We start from the raw sequence: 22,674 nt of genomic DNA, 5'->3' as shown, positions 1-22,674 counted from the left end.
GCTAGGTCTTCGAGCGCGGGCGCGGATTGCGGCTCTTCGGGCGTGCGCGCTGAGTCCTCTGACGGGCGCTGGGGTATATCACGCGCGGGCGCAGGGGATTTCGGGCGCGGCCAGGATCTTCGAACGCTGGCGCTGGACACGGTCGGTCACCGCGCGCTCTCGGTCTGTAGCGCGTCGACCAGGTCCTGATAGCGGTCGGCGAGTTCGACCACTTGGAGCCACGCGTCGTAGAACACCGGGTCCGGTGCGGCCGACAGCGGGACGCAGGCCTGCGCGACGAGCTGCGCCAACCGGTCCACCATGCCACCGACGGTCTCGTTGTGCGCGTGCGCGCCGCTGCCGGGCACCGGCGTCGCCAGCGTCATCCACCGGTCGATGGACCGGACCAGCTGGACGCGCCGCCGGTCCAGCTTCGCCATCTCGTAGCGCGGTGTGCGCTCGCGCAACACGTGCAGCTGCGCCAGCTCGCCTGCCGCCTCCAGCATCGGGTGGTCGTCGTGTGGCAATCCCCGGCAGGCCGCGACCAGCTGCTCCTTGCCGGGCACCATCCAGTTGTCGGTCGTCTCGGACATCGCACCGCCTCCCCGAACCACGTGATCCTCGGAGCCGCGCCGCGGCGGGAACCGGACAATCCGACCGCCCACCGCGCCCGCGCATGCCATGTACACCAGAGATGTATCACCCGCGGCCGAATTCCGCGGCGCTTCAACCAAGATCGATCGACGACACACCCGTGGCGAAGGCGGCGATCACGTCCAGTCCCGGCCGGTACTCCCCCGTGGTGTCCACCTCGAGAGCGGGCCCGTCCAGCCGCACCCGCTGGAAGGCATCGTGCCGCGCGCCGAGCGCCGCCCGATCCGGTTCGCCCGGCGCGGAATGGACGCGCCGCAGCGGCTCCGCGCGCCTGCGGTGACCGATACGAGCGACCGCGACATGCCGGTCGACCACGCAGTGCAGAAACCGGAGGTCGGCCAGCGCGGTCAGCGGCGCCAGCCCCGGCCGCCAGAGCCGGTCCTGGAAGGCCGCCTCGGCCACGGTGTCGACGCCCGCTCGCGTCAGGACGGTAAGCACCTCGAAGAAGGTGCCGAGGGTCCGCAGCGCGAGTTCGTCCTCCGGCGCGGGCCGGAACGCGGGATCGGCGTGCGCCATGCCCTGCTTGATCTCGTCGCGGCTGATGACCGGCCACCCGACGGCCCGGCCGAGCTCGTGGGCCAGGGTCGTCTTCCCCGAACCCGGCGGGCCGCTGACGACCACCAGCCGCGGGCGGCGTCCGGGGAGAGGACGTTGGTTCGCGTCTGTCACGTGGTCCGAGATTACGGACCGAGGACCGACCCGGCGCGCCGCTCGGCGGCGGTCTCGCGGCGGCGCGCACCACCCCTCACCGGTGCAATTTCGGGACTCGGGGAGCACGACGCCTGGCACCGGTCTAGGCTGTCCGCCGTGGTCGCACCCCAACCCTCCGTCGCTCCCCACCCGGATATCGCACCCCTCGCCTCGTTGCTCGGCACGTGGCGCGGCGGCGGGCACGGTGAATACCCGACCATCGAATCGTTCGACTACCTGGAGGAGATCCGGTTCGGTCACCTGGGCCGCCCGTTCCTCACCTACCGCCAGCGCACCCGCGCGGCCGACGGCAGCAGGTCGATGCACGCCGAGACCGGCTACCTGCGCTGCCCGCGGCCCGATCACGTCGAGCTGATCCTCGCCCACCCGACGGGCATCACCGAGATCTGCGAGGGCGGGCTCACCATCACCGACGGCGAACTGCACATGGAGTTCGACTCCACCAGCATCGGGCGCAGCAGCACGGCGAAGAGGGTGACCGCGCTCAACCGGTCGTTCCGGCTCACCGGCGACACCATCGACTACACGCTGCGGATGGCCGCGGTCGGCGAACCGATGACCCACCACCTCGCCGCCACTCTGCACCGAGCCTGACTCCGCAGGCCCTGACCATGCGGACTCAGGGCGGCCCGATCGCCACACAGGACTCGAACTCGCCGCCCGCGTCGCGATAGCGCGGCCAGCGCATCGCGCCCGAGGTCTGCGGCCCGAACACGCCGTCTCGATCCAGACCGTGCAGATCCTGGACGTAGAGCACGGCCAGGCCGGTCGCGGTGCTGTAATCGCCGTCACCGTCGGCCAGCTCCCGCTGGTAGCACCGGCGCAGCGCGTCCTGGAGTGCGCGGACACCCTCGATCGGCGCGGCCCGCGGCGCGCCGGGGCCGCCCGGATGGGAGTCGACGTAGGACAGGATGCAGCGGCGTCCGCCATCGTTCGTGGTGGGGAGCACGATGTGGTATCCGTCACCGGTGGGTACCTCGGTGGTGAAGTAGCAACGCGGCGAGACACCCGGCGCGCCCGTAGGCTCGGTCGACGCTCGCGAACCGGCATCGGCCCGCAGCGACCACAGCACGGCCGCGCCCGCGACCACCAAGGCGAGAACCGCACCGGCCGCCACCCGACCGCCCGTGCCGAATCGACGCTTCGGGTTGGCCGGCACCGCCTCCGCTCGCATCGCCTCGGTCAGCGCCGCCGCCAGCTCGCCGCACGTCCCGTAGCGCTCTTCCGGATCCCCCGCCATGGCTTTGGCCAGCACCGCACCGATGCCCGCTGGCAGTTGGTCCCGGTCGGCGAGCACCGCGTCGGGCAATCGGCCGGTCAGCAGTTCGTAGCAGGTGACGCCCAGCGCGTAGACATCCGCGCGCCGGTCGACGTGTCCGCCGCTGCGCTGTTCCGGTGGCGCGTAGGGCGCGGTGAACGTCCTGACGCTCGTATCGATCTGGGTGGCGGCGGGATCCGTCCGGCGCGCGATGCCGAAATCACCGACCAGCACCCGGTCCGCGCCCGCGTCGCCGGGCGCGACGAAGATGTTGGCGGGCTTCACATCCCGGTGCACGACATGGTTTTCGTGCGCGTAGTCGAGCGCTTTGGCCGCCTCGGTCACGATGTGCACCGCGCGGCCGACCTCGACGCCCGACCGGCCCGCACCGACCAGCGCCGCCGCGTCACCGCCCGGCACGTACCGCATGGACATCCACAGCGCGCCGTCTTCCTCGCCGAAGTCCTTGACGTCCACGATGTTCGGATGGTCCAGTCCGGCCGCCAGCTGTGCCTCGCGACGGAACAACGCGGTGTACTCGGGATCGTCGCGACCCGCGCCGACCACTTTCAGCGCCACCCGCATCGGCAGTGTCGGGTGCTTGGCGAGATACACCGTGCCCATCCCGCCGGAACCGAGCCGTCGTTCGATCTGATGACCCGCGAACACCGAACCGGCGACCAACTCCGCAGCGACCACCCTCCGCGCACCTCCCTGTGCCACCGCATCCGTGAGATCGGCACTCCACCTGCGTGAACCGCCTCGCGGCCCCGCGCCCCGCGCGGCGGTTTCGGCCCGAAGGGCTCCGCCGCCGACCGCGGGCAATGCGTATGCTGAATCCACTCACCGTCGCCTTCGCTTCGCGAGACGACTTGGCGCGCAGTGTAGTTGGGAGGCATGTGCAGTGGCCACGGCTGGTCCCGATCGGCCCTCGCTCGACGTGCGGATACTCGGCCCGGTGCGGCTGCTGGTCGACGGACTGCCCATCGCGCTGTCCGGCGCGAAACCCCGTGCGCTGCTGGCGATTCTGGTGGTCAATCGCCGTCAGGGCGTCCCTAAGACCGCACTGCTCCACGCGATCTGGGGTGACGACCCGCCACCGCGCGCCATGGACGGCCTCTACGCGTACGTGTCGAATCTGCGTACCGTCCTGCGCGGGGCCGGAATTCCCGATCGCGACGTCCTGCGCACCGTCGACGCGGGCTACCTGCTCGACATCACCGACGACGAGTGCGACGTCGGCCGTTTCGAGGCGGCGCGCACCCGTGGCGCCGCTGCCCTGCGCAATGGCGACTCGCGCACGGCCGCAGCATGTTTCGCGGATGCGCTGACCGAGTGGTGCGGCACACCGGTGACGGGCCTGCACGAACTCGGCTTCGCCGCCAACTTCGCCACCGACATGACCGAGCGCAGACTCGACGTGCTCGCCGACCGGATCGCCGCCGATATCGCCGACGGGCGCGCGAGCGCGGTGATCGGTGAGCTGACCGCGTTGACCGCCGAACGCACCGTGGACGAACGCGTGTGGCGACTGCTGGCCAGGGCGCTGTACGTGTCAGGGCGGCAGGCCGACGCGCTGACCGCCTTCCGGCAGCTGCGGCGCGACCTGGTGGAGGAACTGGGCGCCGATCCGCAGCCGGAGACCGTGGAGCTGGAGGAGGCGATACGCAACCATCGGCTGCCGCCGGAGTCGCCCTCCGCCCGGGGCGCCACCACCCGCGACGTGCCGAGCATCCGGCGCCGGGCCTGGCTGTGCGTCGGCGACGGCGACCGGATTCCGGTGCCGCCCTCGGGTCTGCGCATCGGCCGCGAGTCCGACAACGACATCGTGCTCGACGACGCGCGGGTCAGCCGCAAGCACGCGCGCATCCTGCATCGCGACGACGGGATCTTCATCAGGGACCGGGATTCGGCCAACGGGGTGTACGTGAACGAGGTGCCGATCCGCGCCGATACTCCGCTCGCGGACGGCGATGTCATCCGGGTGGGATCGACCCGGCTGCGGTACGGAGCGAGCGAGGAACCCGCGGCACCGGCCTGACCAGGCGATTGCAGAAAGTCTCGAGAATCACCGAAGGCACGGCTCCTAGCTTGCTCATTGGGAGCATCGCTCCCGGACCGTAGCACTCGACAATGGAGGATTCCCATGTCTTTTCGCACGCTGATCGCCGCCACCGCCCTCGCCGCCGGTCTGCTGACCGCGACCGCGCCCGCGTGGGCCGCCCCGGCCCCGACCGACGCCGACCCCGCCGAGCGCGGCAAGGGCTGCGGCTACACCGACTCGTTCCCGACCATCAGCAGCGGAAGCCGCGGCGACGCCGTCCGTCAAGCGCAGTGCCTGCTGCAGTTGCACGGTTACGGGGTGGCGATCGACGGGGCCTTCGGGCCGGACACCCAGGCGGCGGTGCTGGACATCCAGGCCGCGTACGGCCTGAAGGTCGACGGCGTGGTCGGGCCGGACACGTGGGCCGTGTTGTACTCGTACTGATTTCGCGGGCGTCGCCGCTCAGGCGGCGACGCCCACACCGCTTCGCTCAGTAGCCCGCGGGCAGCGCGGCGAACATGTCGCGGGTCACCGCCACCGCGTTGTCCGAGCTGCCGCCTTTGACCAGCAGCGTCGCGAAGGCGATGTCGCCGCGGTACCCGACGAACCACGAGTGCGAGCCGCCGTCGACCTCGGCCTCGCCCGTCTTGCCGTACACGTCGCCCTGATCGGCGATGCGTTCCGCGGTGCCGCCGGTGACCACCTTGCGCATCATGACGCGCAATCCCTCGATCACCTCCGGCGCTATCGCCGGTCGCTCCCCTTCGACGGCGGTGGGCCGCCCGGCGATCAGGTACGGCACGGGCGCCGTGCCGTGCGCGATGGTCGCGGCCATCACGGCCATGCCGAAGGGGCTGACCACCACCTTGCCCTGCCCGATCCCGTCCTCGGTGCGCTGCACCATCTGGTCGGCGGACGGGACCGACCCGGACGCCGTGGGCAGTCCGACCACCGAATAGCTCTGGCCCACACCCAGTTTCGCGGCGGTGACGTGCAGCGCGTCGGCGGGCAGCTCGCTGGCCAGCTTGGCGAAAGAGGTGTTGCACGACCGTTCGTAGGCGGTGGCCATCGGCACGCTGCCGACCGTGAAGTGGTTGTAGTTCGGAATGGTGCGCTCGCCGATGACGATGCTGCTCGGGCAGGGCAGCACGGTATCGGGCGTGGCCAGTCCGGCGGCCATGGCCGCCGCGGCCGTCACCGTCTTGAACACCGAGCCGGGCGGATACTGGCCGATGGTGGCCACCGGTCCGTCGCGGTCCGCCGCCTCGTTCTGCGCGACCGCCAGGATCGCGCCGGTGGACGGACGAAGCACGACCATCATGGTCTGCTCGGTGCGCACATCGACGGCGCTCTGGGCGGCGTTCTGCACATAGCGGTCGATGCTCAGCGCGAACGACGGCGCCGGTTGCGCGGGCACCTCGGTGAGCACGGCGGTGTCGGCGCCGTTGGCGTTCATGGTCACCACGCTCCAGCCCGACTTGCCGTCCACCTCGGCGATCACGGTCTGGCGCACCTGCGTCATCAGGTCGGGGGCGAAATGGCGGTCGGCCGCGACCAGGTCCCATTCCTGAGTGAGCGTCACTCCGGGCAGCCCGATCAGTCCGGAGCCGACCTGGTTGTATTCGATCTCGGTGAGCAGTAGCACCGTGTGGGCGCCCTTGGTGTTCTTCGCCGCCTTCAGGATCGCTTCGGGGGTGAGCCGTTCGTCGAAACGCGACAGCGCCCTGGACAGCGCGACCGCCACCGCGGCGGGGTCGGTGGCGTCGGCGGCGGTGAAGGCGACGCGGGACACCTTGCCCGGCACCAGCACATCGCTGCCGGATTGCTCGTTCACCCTGGCGCGTGGGGCCGGGTTCGCGCGCAGTTCCAGCGTTTGGGTGTCGCCGAGCTCGGGGTGGATATTCGACGACGTCCACCGCACCGTCCAGCGTCCGCCGCTGCGGCCCATCTGTAGCTGGCCGGCGTAGGTCCAGGTGCGGTTCTTCGGCAGGCGCCACTCGTAGGTGTACTCGACGGTGGCGGTGTCGCCGGTGACCCTGGCCGCGCCCGTCCGCGCGGTGAGCTGTTCGGCCTGTAGGTTCTGCCACGCGGAAGTCAGTGCGGCGGTGGCCTTCTCGGGATGCGTGGTGAGCTCGGCGGCCGCGGTCACATCGCGGTCGGCGAAGGCCGCGACGAAGGCGTCGGCCGCGGGCGCGGGGCCCTGCGGACCGGGCGAGCAACCCGCGGCCGCGGCGGCGAGCACCGCGACGGCCAGCGGAATCAGCATGCGTGTCGACATTGCTGCCGATGGTAATGGCCAACATCGGGCAAACGCCTGCGGCGCACCGCATCTCGGCGACGGAGATGGTGATCCGCGTCCGTGTCGCGGCGATCTCGGCCGATCGGTCCGGGATCTCAGTCCAGCAGGACGGTGGCGAAGGTCGCGATCTGGCGGAATCCGACCCGGCCGTAGGCCCGGCGGGCCACGGTGTTGAAGTCGTTCACGTACAGGCTCGCGGTCCGTCCGGAGGCCACCACCGCGTTGGCCACCGCCGCCGTGCCCGCCGTACCGACGCCTTTGCCGCGCCGATCCGGATGCACCCACACGCCTTGGATCTGGCCGGTGCGCCGAGACAGCGACCCGACCTCGGCCTTGAAGACCACCTCGCCGTCCTCGAAACGGGCCCAAGCCCGGCCGGATTCGATGAGGTGCTGGATGCGGCGCCGGTAGCCGCGGCCGCCGTCGCCCGCCCTCGGGTCGACGCCGACCTCCTCGATGAACATCGCGATCGCCGCGTTCAGGTAGCGGTCCAGCTCCTCCGGCCGCGCCCTGCGGACCTGCGGGTCGGCCGTGGCCAGCGCGGGCTGGCCGAGCGCGAGCAACGGCTGGGTGCCGCGCAGTTCTCGCTCCGGTCCCCAGCGTTCGCTGAGCATCTCCCACAGCGGCAGGGCCAGTTCTCGGCGGCCCACGACCGAGGAGCACACACGCGGCCAGCGGGTCGCGCGGTCGGCGAACGCGCGCAACGCGTCGTGGTCGCCCCGCAGCGGCACCAGGTTGGCACCGGAGAAGCAGAGGGATTCGGCGGGCCCGCCGCGGCTCCACAGCTCACCGTGCCCGCCTCTGGCGTCCAGGCCGAATTCCTGCAATCGGGCCGCGATCATGCACGAGGCGACCGGATCGCTGTCGAGTACTCGCAGGACCTGCGCCAGATCCCGGTTGGCGAGCTGACGCGCGGGGGCGAACTTCGCCCGTCGCGTCGGCTCCAGCAGACTCCGCACAATCGACAGCCTGCCACGAACTCGGCCGATGCGGTACGGGTCGCCGAAACCCGCTGGTCCTGACCGGTCTCAGCTGACGGTGACGACCGGCTCCCCCGCGCCCTCCTGCTCGCCCATCTCCTCGGCGATCCGCATCGCCTCCTCGATCAACGTCTCCACGATCAAATGCTCGGGCACAGTCTTGATCACCTCGCCCTTGACGAAGATCTGACCCTTGCCATTACCCGACGCCACCCCCAGATCCGCCTCCCGCGCCTCACCCGGACCGTTCACCACACAACCCATCACCGCGACCCGCAACGGCACCTCCATGCCCTCCAGACCCGCGCTGACCTCGTTGGCCAAGGTGTACACGTCGACCTGCGCACGACCACACGACGGACACGACACGATCTCGAGCTTGCGCGGACGCAGGTTCAGCGACTGCAGGATCTGACCACCGACCTTCACCTCCTCGGCCGGAGGCGCCGACAACGACACCCGGATCGTGTCACCGATACCCTCGCTGAGCAACGCACCGAACGCGACCGCGGACTTGATCGTGCCCTGAAACGCCGGACCCGCCTCGGTCACCCCCAAATGCAGCGGGTAATCACACTGCGCGGCCAACTGACGGTAGGCCTCCACCATGACCACCGGATCGTTGTGCTTGACCGAGATCTTGATATCCCCGAAACCGTGCTCCTCGAACAGGCCCGCCTCCCACAACGCCGACTCCACCAACGCCTCGGGACTGGCCTTGCCGTACTTCTCCATCATCCGCTTGTCCAACGAACCCGCGTTCACCCCGATCCGGATCGGGACACCGGCCGCACCCGCGGCCTTGGCGACCTCCTTGACCCGGCCGTCGAACTCCTTGATATTGCCCGGATTCACCCGCACCGCCGCACACCCGGCGTCGATCGCGGCGAAAATGTAGCGCGGCTGGAAATGAATATCGGCGATCACCGGGATCTGCGACTTCCGCGCGATCGTCGCCAACGCGTCCGCGTCCTCCTGACGCGGACAGGCCACCCGCACGATGTCACAACCCGACGCGGTCAACTCCGCGATCTGCTGCAAGGTCGCATTCACATCGTGGGTCTTGGTAGTGGTCATCGACTGCACCGAAATCGGGTGCTCACTACCCACACCGACACCACCCACCATCAGCTGACGGGTCTTGCGGCGGGGCGCGAGAACGGCCGCGGGTGCGGTCGGCATCCCCAGTCCGATTGTGCTGGTCACTTTCGGCTGCCTACTTTCGTCCGTGTGCTGCGGGCCGTTCGCCTACCGAGCTTAGCCGCGCTCGATGGACCACCACCCTGTGACGCCCGTGACACGGCCTGACAACGGGTTGTCCCGCGATTGCCCGCGACAGGTTACCCCGCCAGGGAGAACTCAGGGAAACAGCCGGATCGGGTTCACGATATCGGCGGCCAGCGTCAGCACCATGTACGCGCCGCCGAGTACCACGGCGACGTAGGTCGCGGGCAACAACTTGAGGTAGTCGACCGGACCGGCGGGCGCGAGGCCGCGCCAGCCGCGGACGGTGTCGCGGAGCTTCTCGTAGAGCACCACCGCCATGTGACCGCCGTCCAGCGGCAGCAGCGGCAGGATGTTGAACGCGCCGAGGAAGAAGTTCAGGCTGGCCAGCATCAGCACGAACACCTGCCACAGGCCGGCCTGGGCGCTTTCGCCGCCGATGCGGCTCGCGCCGTAGATGCTGACCGGGGTCTCCGGGTCGCGCGCACCGCCGGTGACCGCGTCCCACAGCGCCGCGACCTTGGCGGGCATCTGCGCCAGCGACTCGAAGGTGCGCACGAACAGGTCGCCGGTGAAGGACGCCGCGGCGGGGACGGCCGTGACGACGTTGTACTGCTCGATCGGCGGGTTGTCGAGCGTGACGCCGACCGCGCTGACCTGGGTCTTCGCGCCGTCTTTCGCGTAGCGCGTCACCTGCTGCGGCGCGACCGTCACCTGTACCCGCTGTCCGGCGCGGTCGACGGTGTAGGTGATCGGGCCCTGCTGCTTGCGAGTCTGCTCGGTGAACTCCGACCAGGTATCGACCGCGACGCCGTTCACGGCGGTGATGGTGTCGCCGGGCTGGAGCCCGCCCTGCTGCGCGGGGCCGAGACCGGTGCACGCCTGCAACGTCCCGTCGGGGTTCGCGTCCGCGACGCAGCTCAGGGTTCCCACGGTGGGGGTCGGCTCGTCCAGCCGCGGCAGGCCCCACCCGACGGCCAGCACCACGATCAGCAGGAAGCCGAGCACGAAGTTCATGGCGATGCCGCCCGCCATCACGACCATCCGCTTCCAGGTCGCCTGGCGGTACATGGCGCGGTCCAGTTCCTCCGGCCGCACCTCGTCCATGGCGGTCATGCCCGCGATATCGCAGAAGCCGCCGAGCGGGATGGCCTTGACGCCGTATTCGGTCTCGCCGCGGCGGGTGGACCAGAGGGTGGGCCCGAAACCGACGAAGTAGCGGCGCACCTTCATGCCGGTGGCTTGGGCCGCCCACATGTGTCCGCATTCGTGCAGGGCGACCGAGATGAGGATGCCGAGCGCGAACAGCACGAACCCCATGGCGAACACCATTTGCTCTCCAGCCCTCCTGCGTTGCGCAGCTCGTCGACATCCCGCGCACGCGTCGGCGCGGCCGCGAGCACCCCGACCACACTAATGGACGCGGCCGGATCGATTCCGTACCCAGCCCGCGCACAGCCGCAACGCACGTGCAGGTACGCCGCATGGAAGCCGCCGGACGAAGTCCATCCCCGATCCTTACGCCTCAGTCTGCCAGCGCGCGGCCGCGCGCGCCGAGAACCGGTGTATCAGGCTCCGACGACGCGCCGGGCGTAGTCGCGCGCCCAGCTGTCGGCGGCGAGCACCTCGGCCAGGCTCTGCGGCTCGGCCCGCCACTGGTCGGCCGCCTCCACCGCGCTGGCCACCGTGCGCACGATCGCCGGAAAGCCGATGAGACCGTCCAGGAACGCCTGCACCGCGACCTCGTTGGCGGCGTTGTAGACCGCCGTCACGCTGCCGCCCGCGGTGCCCGCCTGCCTGGCCAGGTCGACCGCGGGGAACACCTTGTTGTCGACCGGCTCGAAGGTCCAGGTGGACGCGGTCCCGAAATCGCAGGGAGCCGCCGCGCCGGGCACCCGGTCCGGCCAGCCGAGCGCCAGCGCGATCGGCAGCTTCATGTCCGGCGGGCTGGCCTGCGCCAGCGTGGACCCGTCGGTGAAGGTGACCATCGAGTGCACGATCGACTGCGGGTGCACGGTGACATCGATGCGGTCGTAGGGAATCCCGAACAGCAGGTGCGTCTCGATCAGCTCCAGGCCTTTGTTCACCAGCGAGGCCGAGTTCAGCGTGTTCATCAGACCCATCGACCAGGTCGGGTGCGCCTTGGCCTCGGAAGGGCCCACCGATTCGAGCATCTCGGCGGTCCAGCCGCGGAACGGACCGCCCGACGCGGTCAGCACCAGCCGGTCGACCTCCTCGGCGCGGCCGCCGCGCAGGCACTGCGCCAGCGCCGAATGTTCCGAGTCGACCGGCACGATCTGGCCGGGCGCGGCGGCGCGGGTCACCAGCGAACCGCCGGCGACGAGCGACTCCTTGTTGGCCAGCGCGAGCCGCGTGCCCGACTCCAGGGTGGCCAGGGTCGGCTCCAGGCCGAGCGAGCCGACCAACGCGTTGAGCACCACGTCGGCCTCGGTGCGGCGGACCAGTTCGGTCACGGCCGCCGGGCCTGCCAGCGGAATGTCCAGCGCCGCGGCGGCGGCCGGATCGGCGACGGCGACATTGCGGGTCCCGGTGGCCGCCATCTGCGCGGCGAACAGCTCGGTATTGCCACCACGCGCGGCCAACCCGACCACTTCGAACTTGTCGGGGTTCGCGGCGATCACCTCGAGCGCCTGGGTACCAATGGATCCGGTGCTGCCGAGCAGTAGGACTCTCACGATGTCGGACACCAAACCATTGTGGCCTACCGCGACTGCCCTCCGACCGTCCGCGTCGAACGCGGCCCGACTACCAACGACGCGGCGTCGTATGTCACGATATCGAGCAGTAGCCCCACCGAGTGTGTACCGGATGTTCGGTACCCGAACCACCTGAGGAGCGATCGTGGCCGCCACGGAAATCGAACCCGCCAAGAACGAGCGCGCCATCGTCACTCACGTCGACACCGCCGAGGTCCCCTCCGCGGCGTGGGGTTGGAGCGGCGAGTCGCGCCGCACCTTCCGCATCGCGGGCTGGATCGTCGCGTTCGTCCTGGTGGCCATGGTCATCGGCAACCACAAGGGCAAGATCGAAGACCTCTACCTGGTCGGCTTCGCCGCGCTCATCGTGGTCATCCTGGTGCGCGACACGATCCTGCGGCGCAAGCCCCGCTAATTCTTCGCGGCCGCGCACCCCGGTTCACGCCGGGGACGCGGCCGTTGTCGTGCCCGCGTGTCGCCCGGACTCGCCGCGGATCATCCGGCCGACTCCAGGGACCCGTGGAAGACACTGCCTTTCTTCTCCAGCGACCAGCGCTGGATCTCCGCCACGCCGAGCGCGTATCCGGTGAGCTGTTCGAATTCCTTGCGCGCCTCGGCCATCTGCGCGCTGTCCCAACCGAGTTCGCGCGACCGCAGCCTGCGCAAGGTCACCAGCACCCGGTTCAACGGGCACGGCAACGCCTCGTAGGCGAACTCCGCCTCCGCGTAGGCGTTGTCGGCGTCGCTCAACCGGCCCTCGGCCGCCGCGATATCGCCCTGTATCACCAGTGCGTTCGCCGCGCCGAGACGGTCGTCGATCCGGTCGTAGCGATCGGCGGCGGCCCGAATCCGATCCGCGGCCGATGTCAGGTTCTGTTCCGCAAGATCGGCTCTGGCGAGTCCGAGCAGCGCGTTGCCCTGCCCCTGCGGATCGCCGATCCGGCTGCTCGTGCGCAGCGCGCGGTCATAGTCGAGCCGGGCGCCCGCGACGTCCTCCTGCGCCCGCCGCGCCTCGCCGAGACTGAACGAGACATTCGTCAAGCCGACCAGGCCTTCAGGCACCGACCGGAACTTCCGCAGCGCGTCCTGATAGTGCTCGACGGCCTCGGGGAAGTGACCGATCGATCGCGCGACGTCGCCCAGGTTCTCGATGGCGTCGCCGAGGGACAGCGGGCCCGCGTTCGTCGCCTCGTGCAGCGCCAAACCGGCGCGGCAGCTGCGCTCGGCCTCGTCGTAGCGGCCCATCACGCGCAGCACGCCGCACATGCGCAAGCGGCAGACGGCCTCGCGCTGCGGAAAGCGTCGCGCCCACACCTGGATCGCCCCTTGGTACGCGCGCAGCGCCTCCGGCAGGCGGGCGCCCGCGCGCAGCAGATGACCTCGTTCCTCGAGCAGCGTTCCCGCGAGGTCGCCGCCCTCGGGCACCGTCGCCAGCGCCAGATCGAGATAGGCCAGCCCCTCCTCGATGCGGCCGGTGGCGCGGAACGCCAGCGAGGCCGCGATCACCAGGTCGACGGACGCGTCCACGACGGTGTCCGAGCGCAACCCCTCGTCGGCCAACGCGCCGACATTGGGCAAGTTCGCCGCCACCTGGGCCCATTCGGCCTCGCCGCCCAGCCCATACGCGCGAGCGACGTGCTCGTGCAGCAGGCGGGTGTGCACCTCGATCACCGTGCGCAACACCTGCTCGTCGGATACTCGCTCGCGCACGAATTCCCGGATCGGCACCAGCGCCCGCATCCGCGAATCCTCCTTCTCCACCAGCGATTTGCGCACCAGCTCGGCGGTGGACGACACGAGTGACACCGCCTGCGGCAGCGCCTCGCCGATCAGTTCCAGGCGCACGCCCGACGGGTGCAGCGCCACGACGAAGAGCACCTGCCGCGCCGTGTCGGTCAACGCCTCGAACGACAGCGCCACCGATACCGATACGCTCGTCGCGCGGTCGGGTGAATCGAAGCCGGGGAAGCACAGCAGCGCGGTGCGCGAGCGCTGCCACTCGCGCAGGAACGCCTCCACCGAGACCTCGCTGAGCCACGCCGCACTGATCACCAGGGCCAGCGGCAGCCCGTCGGCGACGGCTCGGACCGCGGCGAGCCCGGCCCGGTTCTCGGCATTCCTCGGCACCGCATGAGAATCCAGCAGCCGGTCCAGCAGCCGACCGGCGTCCGCTTCGGGTAGCGGGCCGACGTGCAGCACGGTCTCGGCCCCGCTCAATCCGAGTCGCTCCCGGGAAGTCGCCAGCACTCGGCAACTGCGGCACCGGTCGAGGAAGTCGCGCACGAATCGCCGGAAGTCCGTCGCGTGCAGCGCGAGAGCGGTCTCCGCGTTGTCGAGTACCAGCACGGTCTCGGTGCCGTCGACCGTCCGCGCGGTGTCTTGCCAGCTGGTCGCCGGGTCGAGCCCGAACGCCTCGGCGACGGCGGCGGCGAGCGAACTCGTCACGGTCAGCTGCGACAGGTCCACGTAGGCGACCGAGACGTCGTTCAGCCCGGCTGCCGCCGCGCGAGCGAGCTCGGTCTTGCCTGCGCCGGGTGGCCCGGCGAGCGTGACGATCGGGAAATCGGCCAGGGCCGTGCGGATTTCGGCGAGTTCGCGAACCCGTCCGGTGAACACCGCCACCGCCGCGGGCACGTGGCGTGGACGGCGTCGCGTAATAGTCTGCGCGAGCGGCCGGTTCGGCTTGTCCTGCCCCGTACCGCGCCGCAACGCCAGCAGCGCGCGCACCGCCTCGACCAGGCGCGCGATGTGCGCCTCCACCGGCGGCGGCAGCGCGTGCACCCAGTGCTGGCTGCTGAGGAAGTACTCGAGCACGCCGCTCGGCTCGATATCGGCGACCCGGAACGGGACCAGGCTCAGATTGCCCGCCGCGGCGCGTTCGACTTCCCGTCCGACGTGCGCGGACTCGTTGGCGTGGTCGGAGACCACGACCACCATCACCTCACAGTGACGGATCGCCTCGACGATGGCCTGGGGATAGCTGGTGCCCGCCATGATGTTCCGCGGCGCGATCCAGCAGCGAACGCCGACCGCCTCCAGTTCGTGGACAACCGCCTCGGCGAGATTCCGATCTCTCGACGAGTGACTGACGAAGACGTCGCACTCCATTCGCAGGCCCTCCCCGTCGCGTGTTCGACGTCACCCATGCGCTCGGCGTCACCCATGGTAGTGGCGAACGGACGACCCCGGCCATCGATCCCGATCCGATAGACTGGTCAACTGCCGTGTCGATGTGGAGGAGTGCCGCAGATGACAGTTGGACAGCCCGTGCCGCGCGTTCCCTGGCCGGGAACCGTGGAGCTCAACCCGATCGTCGCCACGGTCACGCCGTTCACCCGTGACCACGCCGTGGACACCGGAGCGCTGGGCGACTACCTCGGCTTTCTGCACCGGGCGGGCGTGCCCGCCATCCTCGTCAACGGCACCACCGGCGAGTTCGCGAATCTGACGATCGCCGAACGCAAGAAGGTCCTCGAGCAGGCCCGCGCACAGTGGCCGGGCCAGCTCGTCGCCCACATCGGCGCCACCGCGTACGGCGACGCGATGGACCTGCTCGACCACGCGCGGCAGCACGCCGACGCCGTCGCCGCCATCGCCCCCTATTTCTTCGCCGACCCGCCGGAAATCGGTGTCCGCGACTTCTTCGGCCGGTTGCTCGCCCGCACCGAACTGCCGATGCTGCTGTACAACTTTCCCCGCCACACCCAAACCCCGATCTCCCCCGAACTGCTCGGCGCGCTCGCCGCCGAGTACCCGATGCTGGTAGGCATCAAGGACTCGAGTGGCCGGCTCGACGTCACCCGGGCGTACACCGCGACCGGACTGGCGGTCTTCGCGGGCAATGACGGCGCCGCCGCGCGCATCGGCGAGCTCGGCGTGCACGGCATCGTCTCCGGTGGGGGCAATCCGGTGCCCGAGATCCCCGTTCGCATCGCCGCCGCGCTGCGCGCCGGCGACCGCGAGGCGGCAGCGCGCTGGCAAGCCGTGTTCGACGAATGTCGCGCCCTCCGCCACGAATCGGGTCTCTCCGACATCACCTTCGTCAAAGCCGCGCTCGCCGAACGCATTCCCGGCTTCCCTGCCGCCGTCCGCAGCCCGCTGCGCACCCCGGACGACACCGTGATCGCCGATATCCGCGCACACCTGCGCCACAAGATCCTGCCGCGCGTCCACGAGGGCACGCCGTGACGCGCATCGGGATCACCGGGCACGTCCATCTCACCGCGGCCACCGCCGAGCTGATCCGCGCCGCGCTGTTCGAACGGTTGCGCGCCTGCGACGACGAACTGGTCGGGGTGAGCTGCCTTGCGCCGGGCGCGGATTCGATCTTCGCCGATGTGGTGCTCGCTCTCGGCGGGCGGCTGAACGTCGTCCTGCCCGCGCAGCACTATCGCGACCGGGCCGTCCCGGCCGAACGCGTCGCGGTCTTCGACGACCTGCTCGCGCGGGCCGCGTCGGTGCGGGTGATGCCCTACGCCGAACCGTCGCCCGTCGCGTACCGCGCGGCGAACAACGCCGTCCTGACCGACATCACCCGGCTCGTCGCCGTGTGGGATGGCAGCGGCGGCGACACCGGCAGCACCGCCGACGCCGTCGACGCCGCGCGCCGGCGGCACATCCCGATCGACATCGTCTGGCCGACGGGGGCGCGGCGCGGCCCGGAGTAGAAAACTCTGGTCCCCAACGAATTTCGTTATCTGAGACAGTACGTCGCTGCTACCGTGTCCCCATGATCGTCACCCGAGCCGGTCGACGTCGTGCTGCGCGCTGAGGATTACCCGGGACTGTTCCGGGCCGCCGATGAAGCGGCGGTGTCGGGGGAGCGCTCCTTTCTCCGGACGTATGCGCTGCGTCTGTGGCTGGCGCTGTTCGCCGCCGCCTGCGCCGCGATCACGGTGCGTGTCGGCGCCGCACGCACCGATATCGCCGCGATAGCGACCGCGCTCGCGTTCGTCGGCATCCTGACCATCGACGTGAACCTGCTCCAGTCGCTTCCCGGCCGGACCTGGCACGAAGGCCGCGTCCTCGCGGAGTCGGTCAAAACCCTCACCTGGCGTTACGCGGTGTGCGGCGCGCCGTTCGACGGCACCCTCGCACCGGCCGAAGCGGACGCGCTGCTCATCGAACGCATCCGGCGGCTCCACCACGACCTTCCCGACATCGCCGTGCGGCCGACCACCTCCACCACGATCACCGACCGCATGCGTGAGCTGCGCAGGCTGCCGCACGCCGAGCGCCGTCAGGAATACATCTGCCATCGCATTCAAGAGCAGCAGCGCTGGTACGCGGACAAATCGGCGCATCACGATCGCCGCGGCGCCCGCCTGCGCACCGTCGCGCTCCTGCTCGAAATCGGAGGTGTGTCCGCGGCATTGGCCAAGGCGATCAACGTCATCGGCTTCGACCTCGCCGGCATCATCGCCGCGGGCATCGCGGGCATCGCGGCATGGACCTCCGCGCGCCGCGACAACCGCACCGCCGCCGTCTACGCGTTCACGTCCAACGAGCTCGCCATCATCGCCGACACGCTGCGCGACATCGACGAAACCCGCTGGGCCACCGCGGTATCCGGTGCGGAGGAGACGATCAGCCGGGAGCACACGGTCTGGCGCGCGTTCCATACCGAATAGCGCCCGACCGCCTCGGATCAGCGACCGCGACGCTTGCTCTTCGCACCCGAGGAGCGCGCCGCGGATGCGCCTTTCGAACCCAACGATTTCCGTTGCGGCGCAGGCTTTTTCGCTGTCAAGCCTTTTGCCGGTTGCTCGGTGCGGGTCGACGGTGAGCGCGAACTCCGTTCGGAGCGACCACGCACCACACCGACGAACTCCTCTACCAGCTCCGTGGTCTCGGCCACGGGCCAGGCCAGGGCGATCTCGGTGTCGGGATGATCGGTGACGGTCCGGTACACCAGATCGCGGCGGGCGTGCAGGCGCGCGATGGAGTGCGGGACGATGGCGAGTCCGACACCGGCGGCGACCATTTCGAGGGTGACCGCCGCCGCGTCGAGATCCGAGGCGTCCTGCATGCGTTCGTCCGCCAGCTCCGCCGCGCCGACCTCGGAGAACAGCGAGATCGGGTGATCCTTGGGCACCACGACGACCGGCACCTCGCGGTACAGCGGAATCGCGCTGAGTCCTTCGCGGTCGATGGGCAGGCGTACGAAACACATGTCGACCCGGCCCTCCCGCAGCGCGGTCAGCTGGTCGGCGGCCGCGAGTGGAATCGTCTCCAGCCGGATCTCGGGAAACCGCTCACGCCAGATCCGTTCCCACTTCGACACCGTGACACCGGGCACGAAACCCACCCGCAGACCCCGCCGGGCCTCCTCGGGCTCCGGCCGAGCCGCGTCGGCCTCCGCGCGGGCGATGACCTCCCGCGCGGCGGTCAGCAGCTCGCGACCCTCGTCGGTGAGCTGGGTCGGCTGGGCGCCGGGGACGAACAGCTTGGCGCCGAGCTCGTCCTCCAGGTCGATGACCGTCCGGCTGAGCCGCTGACGCGCGATCCCGAGCGCTTTCGCCGCCCGCGCGAAATGCAGCTCCTCGGCCACCGCGACGAACCAGCGCAACCGCGCGACATCGATCGACTCCACCTGACTCATTCGACCAAGGGTATTGCACGGCGCACACGGGTCAGGACGGCCGCCGCGACGCCGAGGCTCGGACGGAAGCGTTCCGGCGGTCGACTAGGCTGTCCCGGTGAGCCCGGACAAGAAACCGCAGATGATGAAGCCGCTGACCGCGGCAGACAAGCTCGGCATCTACCTCCCCGCCGCGCCGGAGGAGTTCCGGAACTCTCCGATCTCCCGCGCCGACCTCGACCGGTTGCGCAACGATGCCCCTGCCTGGCTCACCGAACTGCGCCGCACCGGGCCGTTCCCGCGCGACATCACCGCGCGCAAGCTCGGCGTCTCCAACAGCGGCCTGGCCCGCGGCGGCGTCTCCGACGCGCTGACCGCCGACGAGATCACCGCCCTGCTCGCCGACCCGCCCGAATGGCTGCTCCGCGAACGCGAGAACTACGAAGCCGTGCAGCGCGAGAACGAGCGCGTCAAGACGAAGGAAGCCGAACGCCGCGCCGCCACCAACCGCCCGGCCAAGAACCGATTTCGCGCTGACTGAATCCTGATCAAAGGTCACGGTCGCCGCGTGGGTCGCCTTGGGCCGAGATCTCGCCGCGATCGAAGCCGAACGGACTCGAGCAGGCAATCAGGACGGTCAGTCCAGGCCGAGATCGAGCTGATTCCAGCTGATCGTGACGTCGAGCGGGTCGGCGACATCGACCGCCACCAGATCGCCACGGGCCCGCAGGGACATGTTCTCCCGGACATAGGTGCCGTCGGCGGTGAGTCTCAGCATCTCGATCGATGACGCAGGCCCGTCGTCCTGAACCATGCGCACGATCCAGTAGTACGGGATGCTCAGTCGCGCGTACTCCGCACGTTTTTCCACCAGATCCGCCGTCACCGTATTCGGAGACACGACTTCGACAACCAGCAGGGTGTCCGACGCTGTCGGCTTGGTCTTCCACTTGCCCCGTGGCTCGTCGATACAGCGATACACGATGGCATCCGGCCGCTTGTAATGGAACGGAACCTCGGAGACCAGCATGTCGAGCTCACCGCTGGCCCGCAGACACGGCGCGTCACCGAGACGCTTGGACACCGCCTCGCGCAGCGCTGCCTTGATGTTGTCGCTGATCGCAACATGATTCGGCGACGGGGATTCGCAATGCACGATCATGCCGTCACGGATTTCGAGAGTGCGGGCGATGTCCTCGGGCATGTCCAGGTACATGGCCATATCGACGATCGGGATCGTGGTACGCAGCCATGACCAGTCGACAGCCTCGCTCATGCCGCTAGCGTAGCGTCTCGACCGCGCGGCCTACGTAGGCCTCCGGCCTGTTCGGGCGCGGCTGATGGCTGCTCAGAGCGGGGCGTCGCGGACTTTGGCGGCGAGTCCGTCGTCCAGGCGCGTCGGGCCGTGGAAGGTGAACACCCAGCGGTCTCGGGACGGGTCGGAGAAGGTCGACAGGATGAGCGCGGACTCCCCGTAGGCGTCGCGGTAGGTGAAGCGCTCGTCGGTCCTGGTGCCCTCCGTGTTCGAGCCTCCGGACTTCGCCCGGGACTTGAAGATTGTCACCGCGCGCCGTGCCGCGTCCGCACTCGGGTAGGCGTAGAAGTCGTACGCCAGCTTCGCGCCGCCCTCCAGCAGGCATTCCCAGCGCGCCTGCCAATGATCGAAAGCCGATTCGTCGCCCTTTTCGGCCTGCCAGTCCTTCCATTCGGACGCCGGACGGCAGGACGCGCCGTTGTAGCCCCGGCCGCTCTGGCGATTGTCGCTCGGCAGCATCAGCGGAAACGCCGCCGACAACGCCGCCAGATCTTTGTGCCCCTTCGAGCGACCGGTCACCTGGGACACCCAGGTCGAATCGTCGGTCCACACGAACGTCCCGCACCCGGCCAGCAGTGCGAACACGATGCCCAAGATCACCAGGAGCACCTTGGCGCTCGAGCCGCGCCGCGGCGGCGGAACGGGCGGACGATACGGAGCGGGTACAGCGCCGTAGCCGGGCGGATAACCCTGCCGCACACCGCCGTTCGCATAGTGCGGACCGGGCGGCGGTGCGGGCTGGGCGTAGCGCGGCGGGTGCGCCACGGGCATCGGGTTGGGCGCCGAGGCCTGCGGTCCCGCCACCGGATGCGGACGCGGCGTGGGTTGCGCGACGGCGTGCGGCGCGCTGGCCGGCACGCGCAACGCTTGCTGCACGGCGGCGGCGAAATCCGCGCAGGAGTCGAACCGATCCGCGGGCCGCTTGGCGAGCGCGCGATCGAGCACCGCGTCCAGCGCGGGCGGCAGGCCCGGCCGCACCGAGCTCAGCGGCGGAGGCGGCTGCTTGAGGTGTCCCTGGATCACCACGACGGCCTGCGGGGAATCGAACGGCACGGTGCCCGAGAGCAGCCAATACAGCGCGCAGGCCAGCGAGTACTGGTCGGTCCGGTGATCGAGCGTGGCGCCGGTGAGCTGTTCCGGCGAGGCGTAGGCGAGGGTGGCGGTGAAAGTGCCGGTCTGGGTGAGCTGCGTGGTGTCCTCGCGCGGGCGGGCGATGCCGAAATCGGTGAGCAGCACCCGCTCCTGCCCGGCCGAGCGGGACAGCAGGATGTTGGCGGGTTTCACGTCGCGGTGCAGCACGCCCATGCGGTGCGCGTAGTCCAGCGCGAGCGCGGTCTCGGCGACGATCTGGGCGGCCCGCTGCGGCGGCAGGGTTCGCGGGTCCACCGAGGACGCGTCCACGCCGTCGATGAACTGCATGGAGATCCACAGCTGCTCGTCCTCGATGCCCCGGTCGAAGACGGTCACGATGTTGGGATGATCCAGCTGCGCGACCAGATCGGCCTCCCGCTCGAACCGCGCGCGAATCTCACTGTCGGAGAACAGCTCCCGATTCAGCAGCTTGAGCGCGGTCTTGCGGGGCAGCCGTGGGTGCCCGGCGAGATACACCGCGCCCATGCCACCTCGGCCCAGCAGTCGTTCGATGGCATACCCGGCGAATACGTCACCTGGCTGCAGCAATGGCCCCCCTCGGGATTCAGTTCTCGGCGGCCAGCTGCCCGCAGGCGGCGGCGATCTCCTGGCCGCGGGTGTCACGGACGGTGCACGGCACGCCCTGGGCGTTGACCCTGCGGACGAACTCGCGCTCGACCGGCTTCGGACTGGCGTCCCACTTGCTGCCCGGGGTCGGATTGAGCGGAATGACGTTGACGTGCACGCGCGAGCCGAGTGCCTTGTGCAGTTTCGCGCCGAGCATGTCGGCGCGCCACGGCTGGTCGTTGATGTCGCGGATGAGCGCGTACTCGATCGACACCCGGCGACCGGACTTGTCGGCGTAGTAGCGCGCCGCGTCCAGCACCTCGGCCACCGGCCAGCGGTTGTTCACCGGCACGAGCGTGTCGCGCAGCTCGTCGTCGGGAGTGTGCAGCGAGACCGCCAGCGTCACCGACAGCTCCTCGTCGGCCAGCTTGCGGATCGCGGGAGCAAGGCCGACGGTCGAGACCACGACATTGCGCTGCGAGATGCCGAGGCCGTCCGGCGCGGGCGAGGTGATGCGGCGCACCGCGGCGACGACTCGCTTGTAGTTGGCCAGCGGCTCGCCCATGCCCATGAAGACGATATTGGACAACCTGCCCTCGCCGCCCGCCACCTCGCCGTCGCGCAGCGCGGCCGCGGCGGCGCGCACCTGGTCGACGATCTCGGCGGTGGACAGGTTGCGGTTGAGCCCGCCCTGGCCGGTCGCGCAGAACGGGCAGGCCATGCCGCAGCCCGCCTGGCTGGAGATGCACAGGGTGTTGCGGTCGGCGTAGCGCATGAGCACGCTCTCCAGCAGCGTGCCGTCACCCGCCCGCCACAGCGTCTTGCGGGTCTGGCCGTCGTCGCAGGCCACGTGCTTGACCACGGAGAGCAACGGCGGGAACAGCGCCGCGCCGACCTTCTCCCGCACCGGCGCGGGCAGATCCGTCATCTGCTCCGGATCGGCCTGCAACCGCCCGAAGTACTGCCGCGCGATCTGGTCGGCGCGGAACTTGGGCAGCCCGAGCTCCTCGACCGCGGCGCGCCGCCCCTCGGCATCGAGATCGGCGAGATGCCGGGGCGGCATGCCACGGCGCGGAGCATCGAAAACCAGGGGCAGGGAGGCGGTCATAGTTCTCCCAGTCTCTCATCCGTCCCCGGCTGCCGAATGGTCAGCCCGAAACAGTGCGCGAGGACACAGGGCCGATCGCCGCCGCGCACGGTGTGCGCGGGGCGACG

The 22,674-nt window shown here is 70.0% G+C and carries 21 protein-coding genes; 8 read left to right on the top strand and 13 right to left on the bottom strand.

The genetic code is table 11. The features are described 5' to 3' along the window. Positions 1–146 precede the first annotated feature (146 nt). On the bottom strand, positions 147–572 hold the full coding sequence (locus AC3EO7_RS20380; protein WP_431969440.1) for a DUF4254 domain-containing protein: 426 nt from the start codon (positions 570–572) through the stop codon (positions 147–149). A gap of 133 nt (positions 573–705) precedes the next feature. Further along, on the bottom strand, positions 706–1,302 hold the full coding sequence (locus AC3EO7_RS20375; RefSeq protein ID WP_435592088.1) for a P-loop nucleotide/nucleoside kinase family protein: 597 nt from the start codon (positions 1,300–1,302) through the stop codon (positions 706–708). Between the two features lie 138 nt (positions 1,303–1,440). On the opposite strand from AC3EO7_RS20375, the gene AC3EO7_RS20370 reads away from it, so the two are divergent. Continuing rightward, positions 1,441–1,938 carry a peroxynitrite isomerase gene (locus AC3EO7_RS20370; RefSeq protein ID WP_435592087.1) on the top strand — a complete coding sequence of 166 codons (498 nt, stop codon included), beginning with the start codon at positions 1,441–1,443 and terminating at the stop codon, positions 1,936–1,938. 25 nt (positions 1,939–1,963) lie between these two features. On the opposite strand, the gene AC3EO7_RS20365 is transcribed toward AC3EO7_RS20370, so the two are convergent. Further along, positions 1,964–3,301 (bottom strand): serine/threonine protein kinase, encoded by a 1,338-nt coding sequence (locus AC3EO7_RS20365; protein WP_435592086.1) that lies wholly within the window; start codon positions 3,299–3,301, stop codon positions 1,964–1,966. Between the two features lie 205 nt (positions 3,302–3,506). On the opposite strand from AC3EO7_RS20365, the gene AC3EO7_RS20360 reads away from it, so the two are divergent. Both AC3EO7_RS20360 and AC3EO7_RS20355 read left to right on the top strand, forming a co-directional pair. Next, positions 3,507–4,643, top strand: a complete 1,137-nt coding sequence (locus tag AC3EO7_RS20360) for a BTAD domain-containing putative transcriptional regulator (RefSeq protein ID WP_435592085.1) — start codon at positions 3,507–3,509, stop codon at positions 4,641–4,643. Between the two features lie 105 nt (positions 4,644–4,748). Beyond that, on the top strand, positions 4,749–5,090 hold the full coding sequence (locus AC3EO7_RS20355; RefSeq protein WP_435592084.1) for a peptidoglycan-binding domain-containing protein: 342 nt from the start codon (positions 4,749–4,751) through the stop codon (positions 5,088–5,090). A gap of 46 nt (positions 5,091–5,136) precedes the next feature. Here AC3EO7_RS20355 and AC3EO7_RS20350 read toward each other — a convergent pair whose 3' ends face one another. The 5 genes from AC3EO7_RS20350 to dxr all read right to left on the bottom strand — a co-directional run bounded on the left by AC3EO7_RS20350 (position 5,137) and on the right by dxr (position 11,857). Beyond that, positions 5,137–6,924, bottom strand: a complete 1,788-nt coding sequence (locus AC3EO7_RS20350; RefSeq protein ID WP_435592083.1) for a penicillin-binding transpeptidase domain-containing protein — start codon at positions 6,922–6,924, stop codon at positions 5,137–5,139. 116 nt (positions 6,925–7,040) lie between these two features. Further along, positions 7,041–7,904: a GNAT family N-acetyltransferase gene (locus tag AC3EO7_RS20345; protein ID WP_431969451.1), complete on the bottom strand. Its 864-nt coding sequence runs from the start codon at positions 7,902–7,904 to the stop codon at positions 7,041–7,043. A gap of 69 nt (positions 7,905–7,973) precedes the next feature. After that, positions 7,974–9,131: a flavodoxin-dependent (E)-4-hydroxy-3-methylbut-2-enyl-diphosphate synthase gene (gene ispG, locus AC3EO7_RS20340; RefSeq protein WP_435592082.1), complete on the bottom strand. Its 1,158-nt coding sequence runs from the start codon at positions 9,129–9,131 to the stop codon at positions 7,974–7,976. Positions 9,132–9,284: 153 nt separating this feature from the next. Continuing rightward, a complete protein-coding gene (locus AC3EO7_RS20335) occupies positions 9,285–10,481 on the bottom strand; it encodes a M50 family metallopeptidase (protein ID WP_435592081.1) in 1,197 nt (398 codons plus the stop codon). A 236-nt stretch (positions 10,482–10,717) separates the two neighbouring features. Next, the gene (dxr, locus tag AC3EO7_RS20330) at positions 10,718–11,857 is read right to left on the bottom strand and encodes a 1-deoxy-D-xylulose-5-phosphate reductoisomerase (RefSeq protein WP_431969454.1); all 1,140 of its coding nucleotides are present in this window, start codon (positions 11,855–11,857) and stop codon (positions 10,718–10,720) included. Between the two features lie 154 nt (positions 11,858–12,011). Between dxr and AC3EO7_RS20325 the strand changes: the two genes are divergently transcribed. Continuing rightward, positions 12,012–12,281 carry a DUF2631 domain-containing protein gene (locus tag AC3EO7_RS20325; protein WP_431969455.1) on the top strand — a complete coding sequence of 90 codons (270 nt, stop codon included), beginning with the start codon at positions 12,012–12,014 and terminating at the stop codon, positions 12,279–12,281. Between the two features lie 80 nt (positions 12,282–12,361). On the opposite strand, the gene AC3EO7_RS20320 is transcribed toward AC3EO7_RS20325, so the two are convergent. Beyond that, a complete protein-coding gene (locus AC3EO7_RS20320) occupies positions 12,362–14,974 on the bottom strand; it encodes an ATP-binding protein (RefSeq protein WP_431969456.1) in 2,613 nt (870 codons plus the stop codon). Between the two features lie 141 nt (positions 14,975–15,115). On the opposite strand from AC3EO7_RS20320, the gene AC3EO7_RS20315 reads away from it, so the two are divergent. The 3 genes from AC3EO7_RS20315 (at position 15,116) to AC3EO7_RS20305 (ending at position 17,496) form a co-directional block, all read left to right on the top strand. Continuing rightward, the gene (locus tag AC3EO7_RS20315; RefSeq protein WP_431969457.1) at positions 15,116–16,054 is read left to right on the top strand and encodes a dihydrodipicolinate synthase family protein; all 939 of its coding nucleotides are present in this window, start codon (positions 15,116–15,118) and stop codon (positions 16,052–16,054) included. After that, positions 16,051–16,533, top strand: a complete 483-nt coding sequence (locus AC3EO7_RS20310) for a hypothetical protein (protein ID WP_431969458.1) — start codon at positions 16,051–16,053, stop codon at positions 16,531–16,533. Before AC3EO7_RS20315 ends, AC3EO7_RS20310 begins: the two co-directional genes overlap by 4 nt. A 90-nt stretch (positions 16,534–16,623) precedes the next feature. Continuing rightward, positions 16,624–17,496: a DUF4231 domain-containing protein gene (locus AC3EO7_RS20305; RefSeq protein ID WP_435592080.1), complete on the top strand. Its 873-nt coding sequence runs from the start codon at positions 16,624–16,626 to the stop codon at positions 17,494–17,496. Positions 17,497–17,513: 17 nt separating this feature from the next. Here the strand turns inward: AC3EO7_RS20305 and AC3EO7_RS20300 are convergent, their stop codons facing one another. Further along, positions 17,514–18,467, bottom strand: a complete 954-nt coding sequence (locus tag AC3EO7_RS20300; protein ID WP_435592079.1) for a LysR family transcriptional regulator — start codon at positions 18,465–18,467, stop codon at positions 17,514–17,516. A 97-nt stretch (positions 18,468–18,564) separates the two neighbouring features. On the opposite strand from AC3EO7_RS20300, the gene AC3EO7_RS20295 reads away from it, so the two are divergent. Further along, positions 18,565–18,987, top strand: a complete 423-nt coding sequence (locus AC3EO7_RS20295; RefSeq protein ID WP_435592078.1) for a DUF5997 family protein — start codon at positions 18,565–18,567, stop codon at positions 18,985–18,987. 96 nt (positions 18,988–19,083) lie between these two features. Here the strand turns inward: AC3EO7_RS20295 and AC3EO7_RS20290 are convergent, their stop codons facing one another. The 3 genes from AC3EO7_RS20290 to rlmN form a co-directional block, all read right to left on the bottom strand. Next, positions 19,084–19,722 (bottom strand): Uma2 family endonuclease, encoded by a 639-nt coding sequence (locus AC3EO7_RS20290; protein ID WP_435592077.1) that lies wholly within the window; start codon positions 19,720–19,722, stop codon positions 19,084–19,086. 72 nt (positions 19,723–19,794) lie between these two features. Next, a complete protein-coding gene (locus AC3EO7_RS20285; RefSeq protein WP_435592076.1) occupies positions 19,795–21,441 on the bottom strand; it encodes a serine/threonine-protein kinase in 1,647 nt (548 codons plus the stop codon). Positions 21,442–21,457: 16 nt separating this feature from the next. Next, positions 21,458–22,567, bottom strand: coding sequence for a dual-specificity RNA methyltransferase RlmN (rlmN, locus tag AC3EO7_RS20280; RefSeq protein WP_435592075.1), 1,110 nt, complete (start codon positions 22,565–22,567; stop codon positions 21,458–21,460). Positions 22,568–22,674 lie beyond the last annotated feature (107 nt).

The sequence above is a fragment of the Nocardia sp. bgisy118 genome (genome assembly GCF_057708605.1).
This window is presented reverse-complemented; position numbering and strand designations above follow the sequence as displayed.